Source organism: Corynebacterium sp. HMSC063G05 (genome assembly GCF_001810555.1).
Lineage (GTDB): Bacteria > Actinomycetota > Actinomycetes > Mycobacteriales > Mycobacteriaceae > Corynebacterium > Corynebacterium jeikeium_D.
In genome coordinates this window covers 56,379-76,552 of the sequence record NZ_KV801846.1, presented here as the reverse complement: position 1 = coordinate 76,552, position 20,174 = coordinate 56,379, and the positions used below count along the sequence as shown (strand labels likewise).

19 protein-coding genes and 2 pseudogenes are annotated in these 20,174 nt (G+C 59.4%); 11 read left to right on the top strand and 10 right to left on the bottom strand.

Annotated elements, in window-relative coordinates:
- Nucleotides 1-124 precede the first annotated feature (124 nt).
- Nucleotides 125-1,009, top strand: a complete 885-nt coding sequence (locus HMPREF2751_RS04195) for a hypothetical protein (protein WP_070595532.1) — start codon at nucleotides 125-127, stop codon at nucleotides 1,007-1,009.
- Between the two features lie 98 nt (nucleotides 1,010-1,107).
- On the opposite strand, the gene HMPREF2751_RS04190 is transcribed toward HMPREF2751_RS04195, so the two are convergent.
- On the bottom strand, nucleotides 1,108-1,602 hold the full coding sequence (locus HMPREF2751_RS04190) for a 2'-5' RNA ligase family protein (RefSeq protein WP_016423149.1): 495 nt from the start codon (nucleotides 1,600-1,602) through the stop codon (nucleotides 1,108-1,110).
- A 334-nt stretch (nucleotides 1,603-1,936) separates the two neighbouring features.
- Between HMPREF2751_RS04190 and HMPREF2751_RS04185 the strand changes: the two genes are divergently transcribed.
- On the top strand, nucleotides 1,937-2,260 hold the full coding sequence (locus tag HMPREF2751_RS04185; protein ID WP_168161663.1) for an amphi-Trp domain-containing protein: 324 nt from the start codon (nucleotides 1,937-1,939) through the stop codon (nucleotides 2,258-2,260).
- 16 nt (nucleotides 2,261-2,276) lie between these two features.
- On the opposite strand, the pseudogene HMPREF2751_RS10610 reads toward HMPREF2751_RS04185, so the two are convergent.
- Nucleotides 2,277-2,456: pseudogene (locus HMPREF2751_RS10610) on the bottom strand (YtoQ family protein); the annotation flags it as partial.
- Between the two features lie 388 nt (nucleotides 2,457-2,844).
- On the opposite strand from HMPREF2751_RS10610, the gene HMPREF2751_RS04180 reads away from it, so the two are divergent.
- The 7 genes from HMPREF2751_RS04180 (at nucleotide 2,845) to HMPREF2751_RS10900 (ending at nucleotide 10,527) form a co-directional block, all read left to right on the top strand.
- Nucleotides 2,845-3,087, top strand: a complete 243-nt coding sequence (locus tag HMPREF2751_RS04180; RefSeq protein WP_016423152.1) for a hypothetical protein — start codon at nucleotides 2,845-2,847, stop codon at nucleotides 3,085-3,087.
- Between the two features lie 286 nt (nucleotides 3,088-3,373).
- Nucleotides 3,374-5,086 (top strand): SulP family inorganic anion transporter, encoded by a 1,713-nt coding sequence (locus HMPREF2751_RS04175; RefSeq protein WP_016423154.1) that lies wholly within the window; start codon nucleotides 3,374-3,376, stop codon nucleotides 5,084-5,086.
- A 189-nt stretch (nucleotides 5,087-5,275) separates the two neighbouring features.
- Nucleotides 5,276-5,818 (top strand): DUF488 domain-containing protein, encoded by a 543-nt coding sequence (locus tag HMPREF2751_RS04170; RefSeq protein WP_042389435.1) that lies wholly within the window; start codon nucleotides 5,276-5,278, stop codon nucleotides 5,816-5,818.
- Nucleotides 5,819-6,132: 314 nt separating this feature from the next.
- Nucleotides 6,133-7,200, top strand: coding sequence for an LLM class flavin-dependent oxidoreductase (locus HMPREF2751_RS04165; protein WP_016423156.1), 1,068 nt, complete (start codon nucleotides 6,133-6,135; stop codon nucleotides 7,198-7,200).
- 82 nt (nucleotides 7,201-7,282) lie between these two features.
- Nucleotides 7,283-7,642, top strand: a complete 360-nt coding sequence (locus tag HMPREF2751_RS04160; RefSeq protein ID WP_005530797.1) for a Cd(II)/Pb(II)-sensing metalloregulatory transcriptional regulator CmtR — start codon at nucleotides 7,283-7,285, stop codon at nucleotides 7,640-7,642.
- A complete protein-coding gene (locus HMPREF2751_RS04155; protein ID WP_016423157.1) occupies nucleotides 7,639-9,531 on the top strand; it encodes a heavy metal translocating P-type ATPase in 1,893 nt (630 codons plus the stop codon). The genes HMPREF2751_RS04160 and HMPREF2751_RS04155 overlap by 4 nt, the downstream gene beginning before the upstream one ends.
- Before the next feature lie 642 nt (nucleotides 9,532-10,173).
- Nucleotides 10,174-10,527: a type IIL restriction-modification enzyme MmeI gene (locus HMPREF2751_RS10900; RefSeq protein ID WP_016423158.1), complete on the top strand. Its 354-nt coding sequence runs from the start codon at nucleotides 10,174-10,176 to the stop codon at nucleotides 10,525-10,527.
- A 70-nt stretch (nucleotides 10,528-10,597) separates the two neighbouring features.
- Here HMPREF2751_RS10900 and erm read toward each other — a convergent pair whose 3' ends face one another.
- From erm to HMPREF2751_RS04125, 5 genes are all read right to left on the bottom strand, one after another.
- A complete protein-coding gene (gene erm / locus HMPREF2751_RS04145; RefSeq protein WP_070517629.1) occupies nucleotides 10,598-11,452 on the bottom strand; it encodes a 23S ribosomal RNA methyltransferase Erm in 855 nt (284 codons plus the stop codon).
- Nucleotides 11,453-11,801: 349 nt separating this feature from the next.
- Nucleotides 11,802-12,035 carry a recombinase family protein gene (locus tag HMPREF2751_RS04140; protein WP_224784272.1) on the bottom strand — a complete coding sequence of 78 codons (234 nt, stop codon included), beginning with the start codon at nucleotides 12,033-12,035 and terminating at the stop codon, nucleotides 11,802-11,804.
- Nucleotides 12,036-12,232: 197 nt separating this feature from the next.
- Nucleotides 12,233-12,487: a HepT-like ribonuclease domain-containing protein gene (locus HMPREF2751_RS10980; RefSeq protein WP_081636726.1), complete on the bottom strand. Its 255-nt coding sequence runs from the start codon at nucleotides 12,485-12,487 to the stop codon at nucleotides 12,233-12,235.
- Nucleotides 12,408-12,737 carry a nucleotidyltransferase family protein gene (locus HMPREF2751_RS04130; protein WP_042389445.1) on the bottom strand — a complete coding sequence of 110 codons (330 nt, stop codon included), beginning with the start codon at nucleotides 12,735-12,737 and terminating at the stop codon, nucleotides 12,408-12,410. The genes HMPREF2751_RS10980 and HMPREF2751_RS04130 overlap by 80 nt, the downstream gene beginning before the upstream one ends.
- A 274-nt stretch (nucleotides 12,738-13,011) precedes the next feature.
- Complete coding sequence (locus tag HMPREF2751_RS04125; protein WP_016423163.1) at nucleotides 13,012-14,493, bottom strand: ApeA N-terminal domain 1-containing protein; 1,482 nt, start codon at nucleotides 14,491-14,493, stop codon at nucleotides 13,012-13,014.
- A 1-nt stretch (nucleotide 14,494) separates the two neighbouring features.
- On the opposite strand from HMPREF2751_RS04125, the pseudogene HMPREF2751_RS11025 reads away from it, so the two are divergent.
- Together HMPREF2751_RS11025 and HMPREF2751_RS11020 are read left to right on the top strand one after the other, a co-directional pair.
- A pseudogene (locus tag HMPREF2751_RS11025) lies at nucleotides 14,495-14,650 on the top strand (hypothetical protein); the annotation flags it as partial.
- A gap of 160 nt (nucleotides 14,651-14,810) precedes the next feature.
- On the top strand, nucleotides 14,811-15,074 hold the full coding sequence (locus HMPREF2751_RS11020) for a hypothetical protein (RefSeq protein ID WP_197737674.1): 264 nt from the start codon (nucleotides 14,811-14,813) through the stop codon (nucleotides 15,072-15,074).
- Between the two features lie 276 nt (nucleotides 15,075-15,350).
- Here HMPREF2751_RS11020 and HMPREF2751_RS04115 read toward each other — a convergent pair whose 3' ends face one another.
- From HMPREF2751_RS04115 to ychF, 3 genes are all read right to left on the bottom strand, one after another.
- Nucleotides 15,351-17,297, bottom strand: coding sequence for a hypothetical protein (locus tag HMPREF2751_RS04115; RefSeq protein ID WP_016423165.1), 1,947 nt, complete (start codon nucleotides 17,295-17,297; stop codon nucleotides 15,351-15,353).
- A gap of 617 nt (nucleotides 17,298-17,914) precedes the next feature.
- Nucleotides 17,915-18,889: an NAD-dependent epimerase/dehydratase family protein gene (locus tag HMPREF2751_RS04110; RefSeq protein WP_070595528.1), complete on the bottom strand. Its 975-nt coding sequence runs from the start codon at nucleotides 18,887-18,889 to the stop codon at nucleotides 17,915-17,917.
- Between the two features lie 123 nt (nucleotides 18,890-19,012).
- The gene (gene ychF / locus HMPREF2751_RS04105; protein WP_042389448.1) at nucleotides 19,013-20,092 is read right to left on the bottom strand and encodes a redox-regulated ATPase YchF; all 1,080 of its coding nucleotides are present in this window, start codon (nucleotides 20,090-20,092) and stop codon (nucleotides 19,013-19,015) included.
- Nucleotides 20,093-20,174: the final 82 nt, after the last annotated feature.

The following is a 20,174-nucleotide window of genomic DNA, read 5'->3' as shown; positions in this document are numbered from 1 at the left end:
GTTTTGGGGAAGCGAGCTGAGACGAGCTCTTGTATTCTTTCTTTCACAAAAGCTTGGCTCCGGCCCAGGGCTCCTGGGCGGGTTGCATAGGTTGTTGAAATTCAGCTCGATGGAATGAGGAATCATGAAGCAGCGCAGCTCTGGAATGTGGGAGAAGTTTGCGACAACTGTAGTGGCGGGTCTGGCAAGCGCCGCGTTGCTCACAGCATGTGGCTCGGGGGAAGAAAGCAGCAATGCCGGTGGTGAGGCAGGCAAAGAGTCGACCAGCAAGATGACGAAAGCAGATGGGTCAGCTCCTGCTGCAGCCGAAGATCAGCTCCTACTCACAAATGAAGTTCAAGGGGCGGACTTCTCCGGAAACAAGATCACCGGGTTCAAAGATGCCATGGAGATGTTTTCGGAAGATTCCATGAAGTTTGAACCGGCCGAATGCGCCACTTTCACCAACTCAACTGAGGAATTGGAGAATGCTGCCGGCGCTTACACGGACATTAAGGAAGAGAACGTCACTGTCAGCGTCTCGATATTGAAGAATCCTGAGGCGTACCAGAAGTACGAGGACAGCCTCGAAAAGTGCTCCGACGTGACGGCTACGATGGATGCTTCCGACATTCTGAAAGACTCCATGGAAGGTCAGGAGATTTCTCCTGAGATGCAGGACATGTTTAATGACATGGACATGACGACCACAATGAAACTGCACCGAGAAAAGTGGGAGCCAAATCTTTCCGTCAAGCCAGCTGAGTTCACTGCACACGAGACCAGTGCGAACATCAACGCCGGTGGCACGGATACTACGGCCACCAGCTACGACATTGTCGGGATCGTCAATGGCGTAATGGTAATGGTGTCCGCCGCCCCGACTCCGGATGTACCAACTGACAACATGGAAAACACGACGGATCCCATGCAGATTCCAGAGGCAACTCCAGAGTCTAAGGAAGCGGCAAAGAAGCGTGCCTTGGAGGTCTTCGATGCCCAGGCAAAGAAGATTATGGATGCTGCTTAGTTTTTCTTCTTAGCCTACTGTTTTCTGAAACCACAGTTTTTGCGAAATAGCGGGACGCAATCGCTGAGGAGCATCAGCACACAAGTACCGGAGTCTCCCTAGAACTCCGTCAATTCCTGCACTTTGGGACTCCAGAACGCAGCTCGTGGCGCGTTGAGAGTTTTAAAGTGCGGGTTCGTTATTTCGTCAAGTGCGCGCACGTAGTCCGGCACAATATCCCGTGGAATTCTCAGGCCCATGGTCAGGTGCGGAATCCAGCGGGAGCCGCGGCCGTCAGGGTTGAGACGACTGATTGCGCGAGCAGCCTCTTCCAGCTCATCGCTTGTTTCTAATAACCATGCGACAGTCTGTTTACTCTTTGTGCCGAACACTACCGTTCCTACCCTGCGAAACTCTGCTGGCATAAGCGGAGGGAGAATTTCGGCTGCTCGTTGGACTACCTTCGGTCTCATAGTCGGCGCAAAAGTCACAGTGATGTGGGGCTTTTGATTCTGCTGCGGGAATCCACGCTCTGCCAGTTGCGCAAAGATCTCTTTAACCTGCGCCTCTTGCTCAGGCAGAAGGTACATCAGGATGTTGTCAGGTGACACCACGTGACGCTTACTCCTCCCCTATTGCTGTCGGTCGACACACTTGAAGCACTGACGAAGGGCGCCGTTACTAGCGCTCTTCACCTAAGACACTCAGGACCTTGCACTAACCTTGCACTCCAGAGCATAGCGTAAGGATTTTCCACAATTTATAACCTACCTATTGAAATTTCTAGCCTCTTATTATTACCCCTGGTAAAAACAACTTTTTATTGGGATAATGGAGGTGGGCAGGCTTCCTGAAAGCCCTCTAGAGCATCTTCAAAAACAGTGTGGAATGACGGCCGATTCTCCACGTGGCACAAATACCGACACGGCTGGAAAGGTACGTAAAGACATGGCACCGAAACCTAAAAAGATTACGCCCCCGAAGAATCAAAAGTTGGTGAAGAGCAAGGCAAGCTTCAGTCGCGAAGAGCTCGCTGATTTGCTGGAGACGCTGGCGGCTCGCATCCGCGCCGGGGAAATGACTCTCGGCACTGGCAAGTCCGCGGTGACGATGACCATGCCAACATCGTTTAATACCACGATGGAAGTTGTCGATTCCCGAAAGCGTACCGGCATCGAGCGCGAGCTAGAGCTGGAAATCGACTGGATGGTCGACGAGGCTGGCGAGCCTGTCGAAAAGCCAGGACCAGCATCTGGCTTCGCAATCTCCTAGCAGGCTTGTTGCTGTCCGGTTTGTTCCGCGCAGCACAGTAACCTGCATCGAAGGCTGCGTTCCACTGCTTGTACTGGTCGCCGAAACGGACAACAACCATGTCCGCCTTCTCAATCAGAGTACGGGTGCGAATGGAGTTGACCTTCGAGGACTGGTGATCATGTCAGAATCCCGCAGGTGCCTCCCCCAGGTGGTCGCACACGGGCCGAGTGTTTCTCGGGTTGTAACGCCGTCTATGCATGCTTCGAGTTAATGGGCTCAGGCTTTTGACAGCAGTGACATCGGCCCAGCGGCCAGGGTGATACTGTCCAATCTGTCGCACAATGAACTCCTGCACGCCGAGGAGCGCCCGTCGCCGAAACAACTCACTACCGCTCGCCATTTCCGCAGGTCACAGCGAACAGATTTGAGTCGTTTTGGTCGATTTTGCGTCCTTTGGCCGTCATTTACCGCTGCGGCACTGGCCGACAAGCGAGCCGTCGTCAAGCAACACCCAATTACACCCGTCAGGCACCCACGCCTCCCCACATCGCATGAGGTGACGCTAACCTAATTCAGGAAAATTCGCGACGAAGGGAACGCGCATGGCCAAGGGCAAGAAAGGCGACAAGGGCAAGAAGAAGGACGCCGCCAAAGCCGCGAAAAAGCTCGCCGGCAAGGACCCCTTCAAACTGGCTGCGATGACACCGAAGAAGAAGTGCTGCAAATCCGGCATCCGCTGCCTGCGCTGCCCCGTGGTGCTACACAAGCTCAATCGCGAGATCAAAAACGGCGAAGTCGACCATGCCGCCCTGCTGCTCGTCACTGCGAAAGCCCGGATCCGGTAGCCGGCCCTCGCCCCCCCCAGCCCGCCGTCAGGCCCGACCCATGAGCAGTGGTGTCGCGCTCTGTATGACACTGGTACCGGTTCTCCTGGGCTACCTGCTCTTCGGACACCGGCTCACGCACGTCACTCCAAGCACCGCGACAACGCTCCAGCGAACTCCCGCCAGGTCAGGAAGTTTTATTCCCCCGACATGAGGCCTCGGCCAGAACCGGGAATGTGACCGTCGGAGGATGGCACCTTGTGTATCCTTTGAGTGTCATTGAGCCCTGAAGGAGCAAGAAAGTAGCATGACCCACCCCTCCTCCGCCGCCTCTACGGTGGGCATCCGGTCCCGTGCCCTGCGTTTCGCACCGCGCCGCTCGGACTGGTCCCGCGCGACAATCGGGCGCGACCTCTCGGCAGGCCTCATGGTGGCCCTCGTCGCCCTCCCCCTCGCACTCGGCTTCGGCGTTGCGTCCGGTGTCGGCGCGGCGGCCGGAATTACGACGGCCATCGTCGCGGGTATCCTGGCCGCAGTCTTCGGCGGTAGCAATGTCCAGGTAAGCGGCCCGACCGGCGCAATGACCGTCGTGTTAATCCCCATCGTGGCCAACCATGGTGCCGATGGGGTGCTCGTCGTCGGCGTGCTGGCAGGGCTCATGCTGCTCGTGTTGGCGGTCACCGGTGCTGGCCGAGCGATGAAGTACATGCCGTTACCTGTCGTCGAAGGTTTCACCGCCGGTATTGCGTTAATCATCGGCCTCCAACAGCTGCCCGCAGCACTCGGTGTTGACGTGGACGGCGAGAAAGTCCTCGGGTTGGCGTGGGGCGCAATCAAAGCTTGGTTAGACGCTCCGGCATGGCAAGCGCCCGTGATGACCATTGCGGTGGCGGCTGGAATCGTGCTTGCTGCGCGCGTTCGTAGCGGCTTCCCCGCGGCGCTGGTGTTGGTAGCTGCCGCGACGGCCATCAACATGCTGGCAGACAGCGGCCTGAAGACAATCGGGTACATCCCGTCGACGTTGCCTGCCCCGCGCTGGCCACAGATCCCGTGGGAGCACCTGGATTCGCTTCTGTTGGCAGCAGTCGCCGTCGCAGCTCTCGGCGCGTTGGAATCGTTACTATCTGCGACGGTTGCCGACGCAATGACTGTTGGCGACCGGCACGATCCCGACCGCGAGCTCTTTGGACAGGGCGTGGCCAACGTCGTCGCGCCCCTGTTCGGCGGGATTCCCGCGACCGCCGCGATTGCCCGAACTGCCGTCAATGTGCGGGCAGGCGCAGGCACACGCCTGGCAGCGGTGTTCCATTCGCTGCTCCTGCTCGTCGCCGTACTCGTCGCGGCTCGGTGGGTGGGCGAGATTCCTCTCGCCGCGCTCGCCGGCGTGCTCATCGCCACTGCGATTCAGATGCTCCACCCGCGGAACCTCCGCTCGGTGATACGCGCCACCAAGGGCGACGGGGCGACCCTGCTCATCACAGCTGCCGCCACCGTCGTGTTCGATCTTGTAGTCGCCGTGCTCATCGGCCTCATTATGGCGGGCTTCTTCGCACTGCGCGATACCGCCCGCACGGCGGTATTAGAGGCCGCCCCGCTAGACGAGGGAGACCACCGCGACAAGGAGCGTGAGCTTCTCGACGAGCACATCGCCGCCTTCCGTATGGAAGGCCCCCTCTTCTTTGGTGCAGCGCACGATTTCCTCCTCGAGCTCGCTGATGTCTCGTCGGTCAAGGTTGTCGTGCTCCGCATGCGCTACGTTACGACGATCGACGCCACCGGCGCCCAGATGCTCGCCGACACGATTGGGCGCCTCGAACGCCGCGGTACCAGGGTCTTGCTCGCAGCCACGAAGCCCGAACATATTCCGGTGTTGCGCGAACTCGGCGTATTCGACCAGCTTGCGCACGAGAATCACGTCTTCGACAACACTCTCGACGCCATCGCCCACGCCCGACTGCATGCCTCGCGCATTCAGCATGAAGAGTCTGATGGCGCACCCGCGGCATCGCAGAGTCAATAGCTTGGCTGAGCCAGACAATGGTCACTCCGTCGCAGTCGACCCTGCAATCGTGGGTCCACATCCCCATCGCGCGACGCTTGAAAAACCTTTACACGTTGCACTTAAACTCCACGACGTGTCGTTGCAAAGTCACCTTCTCATTCGTGAAGCCGATGTGAGTGTAATCGCTTGGCGCGTAGCATTGGTGACATGCGCATTTTCACCGTGGGCCACTCCAACCTCGAGTTCGAGGACTTCGCTGAAATGATCAAGGCGGCCGGTGTGGCATCCATCGTGGATGTGCGCAAGCTGCCCGGGTCCAGGAAGTACCCGTGGTTCAACGGCGACCACCTTGCCGAACACCTTCCCACATGTGGCATCACTTACAGCAGAAGCGAGGGCCTAACCGGACGGCGCAACGTGTCCCACTCGGTGCCGTTTGAGGTTAACGGCAACTGGCGTAACCGCAGTTTCCACAATTACGCCGACCATGCGCTGGGCGAGGAGTTCTCCGACGCGATCTCGCAGCTACGGGCGAACGCAGCCGAAACTCCCACCGCGATCATGTGCTCCGAGGCGGTGTGGTGGCGCTGCCACCGGCGTATCATCGCCGACCACCTCATCGCCCACGGTGACGAGGTTGGCCACATTATGGGCCTGGGTGCAGCCGGGGCGAAGGTGAGCGAGGCAACGCTCAACGACGGCGCAGTCATCGGCAACGATCTCCTCGTGCGCTACCCCGAGCGGGGCTAGCACATACACCAGAGCCCAGGGGGCTGCATCCTCCTCGACCTGACCTACGCTTTGTATTCATGGAGCGCCCGCCACCTTATGAGCAGCAGTATCGGAGGCGCACCAGCGGATAGCACGCTCAAACGAGCTTTAGGTTAGGAAATCTGAACCGCTCAATCTAAGAAGACCACCGGGGACTCCGGTAGCGCCCCAAAGCGCCGAATCGAAAAATCGATCTACCGTCTTGCCACGGACCTAGACATCGAGCTTAAAGTCCACGGTATCTCGTTGCAAAGTTACTTTCTCGTTAGCACCATGAAAAGGAGTGGTATCCAATGAAAGCGTTCGGATTCTTAAGCTTCGGGCATTACGCCTTCGGTGGCCAGCGCGGGCCATCTGCGGAAAAGATCGCCAAGACTCATCTGGAGATCACCCAGGCTGCGGACGAAATCGGCGTGAACAACGCGTCCTTCCGAGTCCACCACTTCGTGCCGCAGGCCTCCGCCCCGATGCCGCTGCTGGGTGCTGTCGCGGCCACCACCAAACACATCGAGATGGGCACCGGTGTCATCGACATGCGCTATGAAAACCCGCTCTACCTCGCCGAAGAGGCCGCGTCGCTGTACCAAATTTCCGGTGGCCGCGTGGCCCTGGGCGTCTCGCGCGGCGCCCCAGAGGTGGCTGACCGCGGCTGGGAGGCCTTCGGCTACAAGGGTAAAGCGCCCAACGGCGCGGACGTGGCGCGAGCCCACCTCGAGGCGTTCATGGCTGCAGTGGACGGCAACGGATTCGCCACCGCCGCACCGCTAGACCGGCAGTACCCCAACATGTTCCAACCCGGCTCCGCCCTGCCGGTCTTCCCCATGGTGCCCGAGCTGCGTAAGCACATTTTCTACGGCTCCGGCACCCACGCTTCTGCCGAGCAAACCGCCAAGGACGGGCTCAACCTGATGTCCTCCACCCTGGTCTCCGAGACCACCGCCGAGACTCTGGGCGAAATCCAGGCGGATCAGATCAGCCGCTACCGCGCCGCGTGGAAGAAGGCGGGCCACGATTGGACGCCGCGTGTGTCGGTGTCCCGCTCCGTCTTCCCCATCGTCGACGGCGCGGACATGCAGTTGTTCGGCATGCAGGCCTCCGGCTCCGATCAGGTGGGCATGCTTCCCGACGTCGGCGCCTCCACCTTCGGCCGCACCTACGCCGCCGAGCCGGACAAACTCATTGAGCAACTCAAAGCCGACGCCGCCGTCATGTCCGCCGACACCCTGCTCATCACCATCCCCACTGGGATGGGCGTCGACGTCAACGTGAAGATCTTGGACAACTTCGCCACGCATGTCGCCCCCGCGTTGGGTTGGCAGCCGAATCACGAAGGCCCAGTTACCGGCTATCCCATCGACTAATTCCTGCAGGTCGCAGGACCTTCGCGGAACCGTCAGTTCAGTGCATTTTGAATAGTTCAACACACGTTGTATTGTTCAGCACATGCTGACTATTGCTTCGCGCCTCGACGTCATGAACCGGCTCGGCCGGGCCATGGCTGATCCGACGCGTTCCCGAATCCTGATGACCCTACTCGACGGTCCGGGCTACCCGGCCGAGATTTCGCAAAGCTTGGATCTGACCCGCTCGAACGTCTCGAACCACCTGTCCTGCCTACGCGATTGTGGCATCGTCGTCGCTGAGCCGGAGGGCCGTAAGACCCGCTACGAAATTGCCGATCCGCACCTCGCGGCGGCGCTCGAAGCGCTGGTCAACGCGACGCTGGCCGTCGACGAGAATGCCCCCTGCATCGACACCGAGTGCTCGGTGCCCGGCTGCGGCGAGAAAGGAACGGACGCATGAGTTCAGCATGTGGATGCGAACACGAACCCGCCACGGAGATCGAAGAGCTCGATCGGCCATGGTGGAAGGACCCCGAGCTACTGCTACCGATCTTCTCCGGCGTAGCCCTCATTACAGGACTGGCGCTGGACTGGTCCGACTTGGAGACGCCCGCAACGGTACTGTATTGGCTTGGCCTGCTGTTGGGCGCTTACACGTTCGCACCTGGAGCGATCCGGAACCTTGTCACGAAGCGCAAGCTCGGCATTGGCTTGCTTATGACGATCAGCGCGGTCGGCGCGGTGATCCTTGGTTTCGTCGGAGAGGCCGCGGCGCTGGCGTTCCTGTACTCGATCGCCGAGGCGCTTGAAGACAAGGCGATGGACCGGGCCCAAGGCGGACTGCGGGCACTGTTGAAGCTGGTACCGCAAACCGCGACCGTGCTGCGCGACGGTACGACGGCCGAGGTCGCTGCGAAGGACCTTGAGGTTGGCGAGCTAATGGTCGTACGCCCCGGGGAGCGGATCGCCACGGACGGCATCATTCGGTCCGGACGCTCCAGCCTTGACACCTCAGCGATCACCGGAGAATCCATTCCGGAGGAGGTTGCGCCCGGCGACGAGGTACCCGCGGGAGCGATCAACTCCGCCGGTGTGCTGGAGGTCGAGACGACCGCAGCTGGAACGGACAACTCGCTGACCACACTCGTCGACCTCGTCGAGCAGGCGCAGGCGGAGAAGGGTGACCGCGCCCGGATCGCCGACCGAATTGCCCAACCCCTAGTGCCCGGGGTGATGATCCTGGCGGTGCTGGTCGGCGTGATCGGCTCGCTGTTGGGCGACCCCGAGACTTGGATCACCCGTGCGCTGGTGGTCCTGGTCGCAGCGTCGCCGTGCGCGCTGGCAATCTCCGTGCCGCTGACGGTCGTGGCCGCGATCGGCGCGGCCAGCCAGTTCGGAGTAGTCATCAAGTCCGGCGCGGCGTTCGAGCGACTCGGCGGCATCCGTCACCTAGCGGTAGACAAGACCGGAACCCTTACCCGCAACCAGCCCGAGGTTACCGGAGTGGTCCCGGCAGACGGATTCGATCGGGCGCAGGTGCTTTCCTTCGCGGCGGCGGTTGAGCAGCAATCGACGCACCCCCTCGCCGCGGCGATCGTGGCAGCGGAGCCCGAAGCGCCCACCGCCTTGGATATCAGCGAGGAAGCCGGTCATGGCATCGGCGGCACCGTCGAAGGCCGACGGGTGCTGGTCGGCAGCCCCCGATGGATCGACGCCGGGCCACTGAAGGCGGACGTTGAGCGCATGGAGTCCGAAGGCCAGACCTGCGTCCTAGTCACCGTCGATGACGCTCTCGCCGGGGCGATCGGGGTGCGCGACGAGTTGCGGCCCGAGGTGCCCGATGCCGTGCAGTCCCTGCACGACAACGACGTGGAAGTGAGCATGCTCACCGGCGATAACACTCGCACCGCCCGGGCGCTGGCTGAAATCGCCGGAATCGACGACGTGCGCGCCGAGCTGCGACCGGAGGACAAGGCAAGCATCGTCGCCGAACTCTCCTCCAAGACGCCGACGGCGATGATCGGCGACGGCATCAACGACGCGCCGGCACTGGCGGGCGCAACGGTGGGCATTGCGATGGGAGCAACCGGCTCTGACGCCGCGATCGAGTCCGCTGACGTCGCCTTCACTGGCCACGACCTCCGGCTGATCCCGCAGGCGCTGCAGCACGCCCGCCGAGGCAGCAGGATCATCAACCAAAACATCGTGCTGTCTCTGGCCATCATCATCGTGTTGATGCCACTGGCGATCAGCGGTGTACTGGGCTTGGCCGCCGTCGTGTTGGTACACGAAGTCGCCGAAGTCATCGTGATCTTGAACGGCCTGCGGGCTGCACGAGCGAAACGCTGAGGCTGTGACCGGCAAGTCTTATAAGGGTTAAACCACGCGCCGAGCGCACACACGTTGGACCAGGCGAGTCATTCGAGTTCACCACCTGGTCCTTCTCGATGCGTGCAGGCACGGGAACTGTGGGGGAACCTAATAGTTCAACGGTTCGATACCGCTTGCAGATTCTTCACACGAGGTAGCGGAATGGACCGAGGCCGAACGAAAACCCGAGTTAGAGACAGCGCTCTTCAACCTACCCCCAATAACGCGAAACGTCATTAACGCCTCGCGTTACACGTTGAACTTGAACTCGACGGAGTGTCGTCGATAAATAACCATTTGATGCGCGCGTGCGGAATTAACAACGAAATACCGCTAAAACAGACAACATATGGGGTGCACAGAAACACATATAAGTTCTGCGGAAAACCTATAGGGTGCGTCGCTAAAAACCGCTGTGCGCGAAAAACATAAAGGGTTTACGGACCCGGTCCCAGACCCCTCAATACTCTGAGCCGGAAGAATGGAAAGTGGAAGGTTGATGTATCCCCACTATTTATTTTTTTCCGTTTTTCGGAGTACATCGGGAGCTACAACTGCGGACCAGCTCTGTGTGAACTAGATGAGAAGGCGCAGCAGCGAATCATCGACGCTGGACAGTTGGTGCTGCGGGCACGCGAGCGGCACCCCCAGCGGTCACTCGCGGAGCACTACAACCCGTTATCGATGGACCCAATTCTGCTCAAGGCTCACAACAACTTGGACCGGGAAGTCGATAAGGCTTTCGATGTGGCACGCAAACTCACCAACGAGCGCCAGCGCCAGGAGCTACTGTTCGCCAGCTACGGGGAGTTGGCGAGGGGCTATGTCTCCTCGCTTTCATCAAAATCGAAACCACCAGCAGGGTCGTTCCCCGTGCGGGTGATTTTGATCGGTCCCGCTGCTGGGTGTAGAACCCTGTCGCTGGCAACGCCGGGAACTATGACTGTGCCCGACGAGAACACGTCACTGCCATAACGCGGCTCACGGTAGACGAACATGGGTCGTTCACTACTACTGGTGGATTTCGGTTTTGGTGGTGGGGGGATTACCGCCGCCGGCCTCGATTTTTCCGTTGAGGAGGTCGTTGACTACTTCCCGATGGTGAAATGGGCCGATGGTGAGGTAGAGAGGAACCAGTCACCTGGAAGAGATCGATCCAGTCGCTGGTGTGCAATCTGGGAGGTAGGGTCGCGGGGTCGATTCCTCGCGAGCGCAACCATGATTGTGTCTCTGAACGTGATGAAAACAACCCTGCCCTTCGGAGAATTTCCCCTATCCCGCGTCCCCGGGCAGTGAAAACGGTGTGCACCATCGCCTGAAAGGCTTTGCGCTGCTCTATCGGAATCTTCGGGTCACCCACCCGGCGGATCACTAAGATCCCCCCGTCAACGTTTGGCTGTGGCCGGAAAGCAGACCTTGGTACTCGGGAACCAAGGTGAAACGTGAACCATGGGGACCACTGAGCCGTCATCATCGTGCTTGCACCTACCCCGGCCCGGCGGCGAGCGACTTCCCACTGCATGAGGAGTACAGCGTCAGTCCATGCCGGCGCATGCAACAACTTTCGAAGAATGGCAGTGGTGAGGTGAAAGGGAATGTTTCCCACAATGACGCAGGGAGTGGCGGGTAACCGGAAGTTAAGGAAATCATCATGGACCACTTCGACCGCCGCCGAGGCGGTCTTTTTTGTGAGTTTGGCAGCTAGTTTTGCGTCTACCTCAACTGCCGTTATCGCCCTCCCCAAGTGGGCCATCGGGTGAGTGAGGGCACCGCTTCCTGGCCCGATCTCAATGATGGGGCCGGAGGTTTGTTTCACAAGATCGACGATGGAGTTGATGATCTTGTGGTCTGTGAGAAAATTTTGGCCATGCTCGTGACGGCCGTATCCGTATGCAGACATCAGGTGTGCTCCTTGGAGTTGAAACGGAGCCGGGCATGACAAATAGCCGCCCGGCTAAAGGACCGGAGCGGTTTCTAACCTGCGGGAGGGAGAAAACCGCCTTAGCGGCTGGTGAGCGGCCGCATGAAAACGGAACCTGAAATCAACATGGGCCTATCGTATCCAATTAATTTCGCAGGGTCCAATACGGTGAGAAAGAAGACAACCGCACCGCAACAGTGCAAGACCTCTCTGGATTGGAATTTGTCCTACCTTCGGCTCGTCGTACAGACGCCACTGGCGTATTTTGTCTCTGGGCAACGAGGGGGAGTTACCCCCACCTCCGGATGTTTTTAAGGTGCACCCCTTATTACGCTGTGGTGCGGGAGTAGTTTTGTCCGACTGATCGGACTACCCACCGACGTGGGGCGGGTAGTTCGAGGTCCCAGCAGATGATCGCGTCGATTTCGCCGCGTTCAAAGGATGCCACCATGGCGTCGTAGTCGGGGCGAGCCACATTCTTCTTTGACGCGGAAATGGACTGATCGACGTAGTTATGTCCTATGTCCAACGTCCAAGCCACGCTGCTTTGCAATGGCTTCACAGTCCTGACGCTGCCGGTCGATGGTGAGGCCATCCACGTCAGCGTCTCGCGAGATACGAAGGTAAATAGGAGCGCGTGTTGCCAAACGCTTTTAATAAGGCCCTTAGCTAACATTGAACTTAAACTCGACCACGTTCCGTAGCCGAATAACCTTTGGAGCCGCGCCGTCAGTTAGCAGAGATGTGGCACCGCAGCGCCTAGGCAAGAGGAGGCAGATGAGTATCGACGATATCGCGGACCACGTCGATGTCGACGCCGAAATACTGGTGCACCAGGATGTTGCGGAAATCCCGAATCTGAGGCCAGACGATCTCAGGGTGCGCGCCGGTGATCTCATCGGGAAGATGGTTCACGGCTTCGCCGGACTGCGACTCACAGCGGCACCGCCTCGGCGAGCGTCGAAGCGGATACCGGGTGCCTGAGCAACTGGGCAGGAAACACGTCGATGCCATCGCGCCCGAACAGAGCGCGACTCTCCTCGAGCAGACCAGACGCACGCATCAGGAGACGTCCCTCCGCAGGGTCCATCCCGACGAGGATGTCGATGTCCGATCCTGCAGACGCGGTGCCGCGCGCGACGGACCCGAACAACTTCGGGTTGGTCGCGCCGTACCGATCGAGGAGCACCTGGAACTTGTCAAGACGCGCAACGAGAATCTTGCGTAGGGCAAGCGTCTCGGGCGTCACGACGGTCTCAGACATGCTTCCGGGGGTAACGGGCTCGGCAGCACGTCGACATGGAGCTTTGACATTGAAGCGGAACTCCACCGCGTTCTTAAGGGCCGACGACATTCTCCCGTCTCACCGCCGCACCAGGCGGCACTGACGCGCTGCCACCACTTACAGCCGGTCGTCTCGCCCGCCCGCCATGACGCACTCAACGAACGAGCGATAGAGCAGGCTTACACGCGTCTCGCACTAAACGACCGGGCAGCAGCGTCACGGAGGTTCCGAAGTAGCGGCTATCGCAGTGCACCTAAGGGGTTGGTGAGGGAACCAGCCATTCGGCAGCGGTACGGAACGTAGCCCTCAGTTGCGGGTGCTCCCGCACGATCTCTCGCTGCCGCTCCGCCGGCAACCCGAGCTCGTGCAAGAGGTTGAGGATTACGACCGCGGTCGTCACCTCGACGACGGCGATCAGCTCCTCGATGGAATGGTTGGACGTTCTGCCCTCGTGCGCGAGGTCATTGCGGGCGCGCGTCGTCCACTTCGCCCAAGGGTCGACATCCGGTAAGAGCTGTGCGATCGCTTCCTGATCGGGTCGCGCGGCGAGGGCATGGAGCCGATCACGGAGGGTCGGGTCGTTGCGGATCGCCCCCTTGAACCTGTTTCGGTGCTCATCGGGTACCTGCGCCAGCATCGCCTCTCGCATCGCCCTGAACTCCACGTTGGGGAACGGTTTCTCGTCGATGCGGAGGTTGCGGTGCAACACCTCGGCAGCACCGACTGCCGTCAGAAGATTGTTCTCAACAAAACGGGCCGGTGCGTAGCACAAGCCCAAGATCATGTTTGTCGCTGCCTCCAGGCGGCCATGGGCCTCGCACCATCGGGGCATGACCTCCTCAAATGGGATCGAGCCGCAGGTGAAGAACATTCGGTGGTGATCGACGGCTTTCGCGTCGTGTTTTCCAAGCGCGGCCGGTGAGTAGAGCACATCGGCACGTCGGCGCGGCAGCGGGCGGCCATCAGGGAAGTGCGACTCGGTCCCGGCAACTTCCAGTCGGAGCCAGATCACTCCGGCCGCGCGATGCGTCGCCAGGGAGATCAGGTCCTGCACCAGGCTCGCCTCCTGCAGAGCAACACTCAGAGAGAATGGTTCGGCTGGCACGACGCAGATGGACACCGTGTCCCGCATACGTCCGACGCTTCCTCCCTTGCGCTGGTCGAAGAATGGAAGCGTGTGCGTGTGCTGAAGGCGATACTCAGTGTCGTCGACCACGACCGATTGCGCCTCGACCGGCTTCACCGAGATACGCCCGGTCCCGTCGATCTTGCCGTCGGGAGCCCCGAGGGATCCTTCGAACACAGAAGACGCCGCCCAGAGACTCAGATCCTCGACTGAGACTTCTGCCCCAGCGAACGCCGGATCCGCGTCACCGCTGACATGCGCGCCGATGATGGCGACCGTCGCGGTCACGGTCTGCTTATCAGGGCTCGCCACTCGCGCACCCATGGTCCTTCTGGTGCTCCTAGGAACACAGCCGAGCAGTGTGATCTCCCTGAGCTCGGCCACACCGTGCATGACTTCCCAGGTGCGGGTTCCTTCGTGAACAGCAGTCCATCCAGACGAGTCCGTCGTCAAGATCCGATCCTCGAAGGTGCCGATCAGCGACAGAGAGAGACCATCTTCCGGGTCGTACCGTAGGACACCCGGGACCTTCTCGCTAGGGGCTTCCGGCAGCCACCACACGCCAGCCCACTCGCCGGCCTTGTCGAGGTTGAGAGGATCATTAGGCATCGTGCTCCCGGTCCGGGCTCCTTCCTGTCTTGCGACCAGATGTCAGGTCGAAAATCTTTACTCCACCACATGCCCCCACGTAGGACAATCTACAGCGAGATCATGGTCAACTGAGATCGGATGCGGCGACTGGCACACAATCGCAGTTCGACGCGACGGCACAGCCCTCGCAACTGGCAACAATCAGCGAGGGCAGACCGACGTCGCCCGGTGGACACACCTGTCCGGGGTCTCTGCCGGCTACCCTGCACACCGTCGGCTTACACGAAGACGGCACCGTCGTCGCCGTCAGCGACGACAGCAGAGGCCAGTGCGAGGTGTCATCGTGGAGAAGCATCACCTCAGTAGCGGCCGGCTCCGTCCATACGCTCGCGCTGAGCCAGACCGGAAGGGTCTTCGGAACGGGCGACAACCAGTTCGGCCAGTGCGATGTCCAGTCATGGACCGGCATCACAGCGATCGCAGCCGGAGCGAGACACTCGCTCGGGCTGCGCGCCGACGGAACAGTCGTGGCTGCGGGCGACCACACCGAGCAGCAATGCAATGTCAACGCCTGGGCCGCTCGACCACAGATGAACTGAAGTCCAGCGTGCCCGATAATCGGCCGTCGATCACACGTTGAATCTAAACTCCACCGAGTTCCGGCACATAGGTACATCTGAACACGGGGTTCACGTGCTCCCCCTCCCCACGGTCAGTGCTCGCTACTGATCAGGGGACACAGGCTCACCTTCGACGTGGGTCAGCCTGCAGGACGCCACGAAGGAGGTACCGCGCCATCACGCCGGCAGGGAACCCGGCTGAGACGCCACATACTAGGGATCTGAAGAGGGCTCGACCATGCCAGCGGTCGGCCCCTATTCCTTCGCGAGCACGGCGTTATCCGTCAGGCAGAAGTCATCGTTGATCTTGATGACCAGCGCAACGAGTAGGCGGAGCGCTGTTAGATACGTGTGGCGGTGAACGCGGTCGTCGTCACCGTCTGCCTGTGATCCATGGAGGTAGCGGTTGCGCAGGCTAGGTCCGTTGCTGAACTCCTTATCGTTAAGGAAGTAGTTGAAGTAGCTGACCTCCGCGGCGCTGAGCAGCGTTGATCGATGCACCAGCCATCCGGCGCTCACCATCTCGTCAATGGCTTTCTGGCCGGCCGCCGAATGATGGAGACAGCTCGTCACCTCGTACTCCCAGAGTTCCTTGAGCACATGCAATTGTGGCGCGCTTGCAAACGCAATTCGGTCACGATCTCCGGTCAGGATGCCCTTCTCGACCAGGAAGTCGATGTTGCGCTGTTGGTACTCGTGGAACTGGTCGTAGGCGATGTCATTGGCGATGACCAAGTGGAGGAAGCTCTCTGCCTCCAGATCGCTGCTGATGTGCACCAATCCGGATTGGTCCGAGAAGAGCAGGTGCTGAATTCCTTGGATGTCCGCGTTGTTGGCAACGTAGGCGTACTTATCCACAACCTGACTCGGGATGTCGCCGTAGGAAAGCTGCTCCGATGTGATTGTCAGCAGCTCCGGGTCAACCTCGCCGTAGTCGACATGCAGCGTGAACTGCTTGAGGACGCTCTCCATCTCTGAGAACAGATGGCGGCTCTTCTCAAGGTAGGTAGCGGTCGGGCTGGAGGCGCGGTACTTCAGCCCCTTGGCACCGAACTCCTGCTCAAGGTAGTCCGTGAAGAACCAAGCGATGACCGACTCGAGCTCTATACCTTCGGAGCTGAGGAAGCGCTCGTACATCAAGGTCTGGAGCAAGGACGCCTGATCCTTGAGCCTGAACACCGCCCCCGTCCGGTAGTCGCCCTTGCCCGGCGTACCCATGAACCGCTCGAAGACGCCAAGTTGCGCTCCGTAGGAAGGAAGTTCCAGGAGCATGTGGTCGTTGGCGAACTGGAACAGGTGAACAAAGTTATTCAGGATAGTCGGGTAGTCGAGGTTCTCCGTGAGCCAGGTTCGACTGTAGGAGTACTTGCCAACCATGCCGTCCAAAGACTGGACGACCTCTTCGACCTGATCGGCCGAGATGCCCACTTCGCAGCCGGTCTTGATCCCCTCCGTGGACTCGAACATCTTCTTCGTGAGCGCATCTGCCTTGCGACGAGCCTTTAGCTTCAGTCGTGCATCGACGCCGGTGTTCTTGTCAGCTCGTGCGGATGCGATCAGCTTGACGAAGTTGAGGTTGGGCTCTTCCTCATCGAGATATCGGTCAAACAGGCCACGCTGATCCGCGGGAGTAAAGCTCTTCGGAAGATGGATTGGATCCCGCCCCTCGGACTGGAGGAACTTCCGCGCAAGCAGCTCAGCATTGCGCGGCTCATCGAGTAGCAGGGCCCGAATCTCCTGGTCGTAGGCACGCACGAGTGTCTGGCATGAGAGCAGATCGTGCGGGTGGAAACTCTGCTCTTGAAGTGCAGCAAGCACGATCGAGTCAGTGCAGCGCTCGAAGACCTTGTTCTTTCCGAGGAGATCGAGGACGTCTGTGCGGTACTGAAAGTCAACGTCCTGAACGAGCGTTGAGAAGGTGGCGTCAGTCACTTTGCCGAAAAACCTGCCGATGACTTCCCGGATCTCGGAGACGTGCGCCAGAGGCGCGTCTCGCTCTGCTTCGGCCAGGTCCTTCGGGAGAACTTTGTGTTCTAGGAACAACGCGAGATGATGCAACTCAACGATGTCGTTTATGCCTTGATCGCCACGAGTAGCATCGAATTCACGGACGAGCTCTAGGAGGCGGTCGGCCTGCCAGAAGGTTCCGTAGTCGCTGAGGCCGAAGAACTTCAGTCTCTTCTCTGGTCCGCTTTCCGACACTCGAATCTCCCTCCCGGTAGGCGTCACTCTATACAGTTCGGGGGCGCCTAGTGGCACGAATTTGAAGTTGTTGCCTGATCGTGCAGCAGTCCCCTTGGGCGGAGCCGTCGTCCACGTCGATCGTTGCGCCGGCTCCTCGTTCTGTCGTGGAAGCGAGCCGAACTAGCGGCGCATCACCCCGAGGCGGACACGACCTACGTCTCCATGGGCATAGTCCCGCGCCCCATCGGGCTCCTCCCCACCGCGGAGCGGCGCACGACGGACGATGTACAACTACGCGGGTAGGTCCCTGGCAAAAGCGCCGGGCACTAGTCCTGACTCAACACTCGACGAGAATCATCAACGAATCTCACTAGTTATTGAAACGGAACTCCACGGAGTGGCGAAAGAAGGCTACCTCACTCAGTTGCAAGCGATTCGAGAAGCCGAAAAGTGTGCCGCAAGGCGTTTCCTGCTCGGAAAGGCAGCCTCCGCAGGCTAGATCGTTCCGCGTCATGAAGAGCTAGCACCGCCGAAGTTCCCCTCAAGTCAGATTCGGACTCATTCTCACAGTCAGTCGCGGAACGAAAACCAACTTAGTACGGTCCCGACTGCAACTAAAACTGTTCCTGCCGAAACTAAATACCATCTTCTAACCGCTGGCGAAGCACGACTTCCTCTTCATCGCTGAGCCCAGCGAGTCTTTCCCCCTGCTGTTCTTCTTCGAATCGCAGCGCATCCGCCAATGTTTCTTTCAACGGGCGAATCTGCAGGCCAGCTTCGTAGGCTGTGGCGCAATCGAGTAGCGCGATGTTGCGAAACTGTTCACCTGGTACCCACAACGGCAACGATTTTGGGCCCATCCACGGGGATACATCATTAGCGAGAAGCAGTTCATCAGAGCAAGGTCGCTCCGTAGCCTCCGATGCGGTTAACTCACGCGAAATCTTGAACACATCGGACAAGGAAGTAGCAAACCCCGTGGCGTTAAAGGTTCCGAAAGTTCCAACTTCTGCAGACTCAACTATCCAGTCTGCAAGGTCTTTCACATCAATCATAGCGACGGGAAACGCCGGGTCTGGGACGATCACGTTCTCACCCGTGGGATGCGCGAAGCGCCACGGATAGTAACCACTGCGCCCTGTTTCGTCGCCGTAGCCGGCGATCAGACCGGGTCGAACTACCATTACCGACCTATTTATGTTGCGATAAATCGTTTCGCAAGCAGACTTTGCGGCCGGGTACTGCCCCATGTTCTCCATGTAGTCAATTTCAAGCGGAGTGACTACGGAATCAGACTCGGAAGAAATACTTCCTTGGTCCTCATATACGCTGCTCGAAGACACAAATATACGATGCTTGGCCTGGAGTTTCGTCGCCGCATCCCGCGCATGCTTCGGCTGACTCGTCAGATCCACAATGGTGTCCCAAGTTTTCCCCGCAACCTCATCGTACGCACCGTCACGGTCACGGTCTGAACTCACAAATTCGGCTCCGTTGGGAACCTTCCCGTTACCCCGCGCGAGGCAAGTAACTTGATGTCCTCGGTCGATTGCTGCCGCCGCAATGTGTCCTCCAAGGAAACCGGTACCACCGAGCAATAAAAAGTTCATGTCACTAGTTGTACACGAAACCTTCTCACACGTGACCAGTCCTAATCCCAGCGCATCGAAGCTGGAATAAGATGTCAGAGCAGGATTACCCCACCATCTGTCAGAGCTTCTTATTCGGCTAACCTACACGTTGAACTTGAACTCGACCACGTCACCGTCGTGCATGATGTAGTCCTTGCCCTCCTGGCGGACCTTGCCCTTGGCCTTCGCCTCGGCAATCGAACCGGCCTCGACCAAGTCGTTGAAGGACACAATTTCAGCCTTAATGAAACCGCGCTCAAAATCAGTGTGAATCACGCCGGCAGCCTGCGGAGCCGTAGCACCCTTCGGAATGGTCCAGGCGCGAGACTCCTTCGGGCCAGCGGTCAGGTAAGTCTGCAGACCAAGAGTGCGGAAACCAGCGCGAGCAAGCGAATGCAGACCCGGCTCGGTCTGGCCAATTTCAGCCAGGAGCTCATTGCGGGATTCCTCATCCAGCTCCAGAAGGTCCGACTCAGCCTTGGCGTCGAGGAACACACAGTCCGCCGGTTCCACAGCAGCGGCCAGATCCGCGCGGCGGTTCTCGTCGGCAAGCACTTCCTCATCAGCGTTGAAGACGTAGAGGAACGGCTTTGCGGTGAGCAAGTGCAGCTCGCGCAGAGCGGAGAGCTTCACGTCATCGGAAGCTGCGAAGAGAGTGCGTCCCTCTTCCAGCACAGCGAGAGCCTGCTTGACGGCTTCAACCTCACCGACCTTTTCCTTATCCTTCTTGGCTTCCTTTTCCAGACGCGGCAGCGCCTTCTCAATAGTCTGGATATCAGCCAGGATAAGCTCGGTTTCAATCACACCGATGTCAGAGGCCGGGTCAACCTTGCCGTCGACATGCACAACGTCATCATCATTGAAGACACGGACGACCTGACAGATAGCGTCAGCCTCGCGGATGTTGGCGAGGAACTTGTTACCTAGACCTTCGCCCTCCGATGCACCCTTGACGATGCCGGCGATGTCCACAAACGACACCGTAGCCGGAAGAATACGCTCGGAGCCGTAAATTTCGGCGAGCTTATTCAAACGGGGATCGGGAAGCTCCACAACGCCGACGTTCGGCTCGATGGTGGCGAACGGATAATTCGCAGCCAGCACATCGTTGCGTGTCAAGGCGTTAAACAGGGTTGACTTTCCGACATTGGGCAGACCGACGATTCCAAGTGTAAGACTCACATTGCTCATCTTACGGGCTCGGGGAGAAAGATTTGAACTCGCCCTAACTTCGTGAAGTTGCCCCCTATCCCCTCCGAACCCC

What these genes read in the sequence shown, in the direction of transcription:
- HMPREF2751_RS04180 (WP_016423152.1), top strand. Translation starts at nt 2,845, where the DNA reads ATGGCCAAGGGCAAGAAAGGCGACAAGGGCAAGAAGAAGGACGCCGCC.
- HMPREF2751_RS04160 (WP_005530797.1), top strand. Translation starts at nt 7,283, where the DNA reads ATGCTGACTATTGCTTCGCGCCTCGACGTCATGAACCGGCTCGGCCGG.
- HMPREF2751_RS04125 (WP_016423163.1), bottom strand. Translation starts at nt 14,493, where the DNA reads ATGCCTAATGATCCTCTCAACCTCGACAAGGCCGGCGAGTGGGCTGGC.
- HMPREF2751_RS04155 (WP_016423157.1), top strand. Translation starts at nt 7,639, where the DNA reads ATGAGTTCAGCATGTGGATGCGAACACGAACCCGCCACGGAGATCGAA.
- HMPREF2751_RS04195 (WP_070595532.1), top strand. Translation starts at nt 125, where the DNA reads ATGAAGCAGCGCAGCTCTGGAATGTGGGAGAAGTTTGCGACAACTGTA.
- HMPREF2751_RS04110 (WP_070595528.1), bottom strand. Translation starts at nt 18,889, where the DNA reads ATGAACTTTTTATTGCTCGGTGGTACCGGTTTCCTTGGAGGACACATT.
- HMPREF2751_RS04170 (WP_042389435.1), top strand. Translation starts at nt 5,276, where the DNA reads ATGCGCATTTTCACCGTGGGCCACTCCAACCTCGAGTTCGAGGACTTC.
- HMPREF2751_RS10980 (WP_081636726.1), bottom strand. Translation starts at nt 12,487, where the DNA reads ATGGCATCGACGTGTTTCCTGCCCAGTTGCTCAGGCACCCGGTATCCG.
- HMPREF2751_RS04175 (WP_016423154.1), top strand. Translation starts at nt 3,374, where the DNA reads ATGACCCACCCCTCCTCCGCCGCCTCTACGGTGGGCATCCGGTCCCGT.
- HMPREF2751_RS04130 (WP_042389445.1), bottom strand. Translation starts at nt 12,737, where the DNA reads ATGTCTGAGACCGTCGTGACGCCCGAGACGCTTGCCCTACGCAAGATT.
- HMPREF2751_RS04165 (WP_016423156.1), top strand. Translation starts at nt 6,133, where the DNA reads ATGAAAGCGTTCGGATTCTTAAGCTTCGGGCATTACGCCTTCGGTGGC.
- erm (WP_070517629.1), bottom strand. Translation starts at nt 11,452, where the DNA reads ATGTCTGCATACGGATACGGCCGTCACGAGCATGGCCAAAATTTTCTC.
- HMPREF2751_RS04185 (WP_168161663.1), top strand. Translation starts at nt 1,937, where the DNA reads ATGGCACCGAAACCTAAAAAGATTACGCCCCCGAAGAATCAAAAGTTG.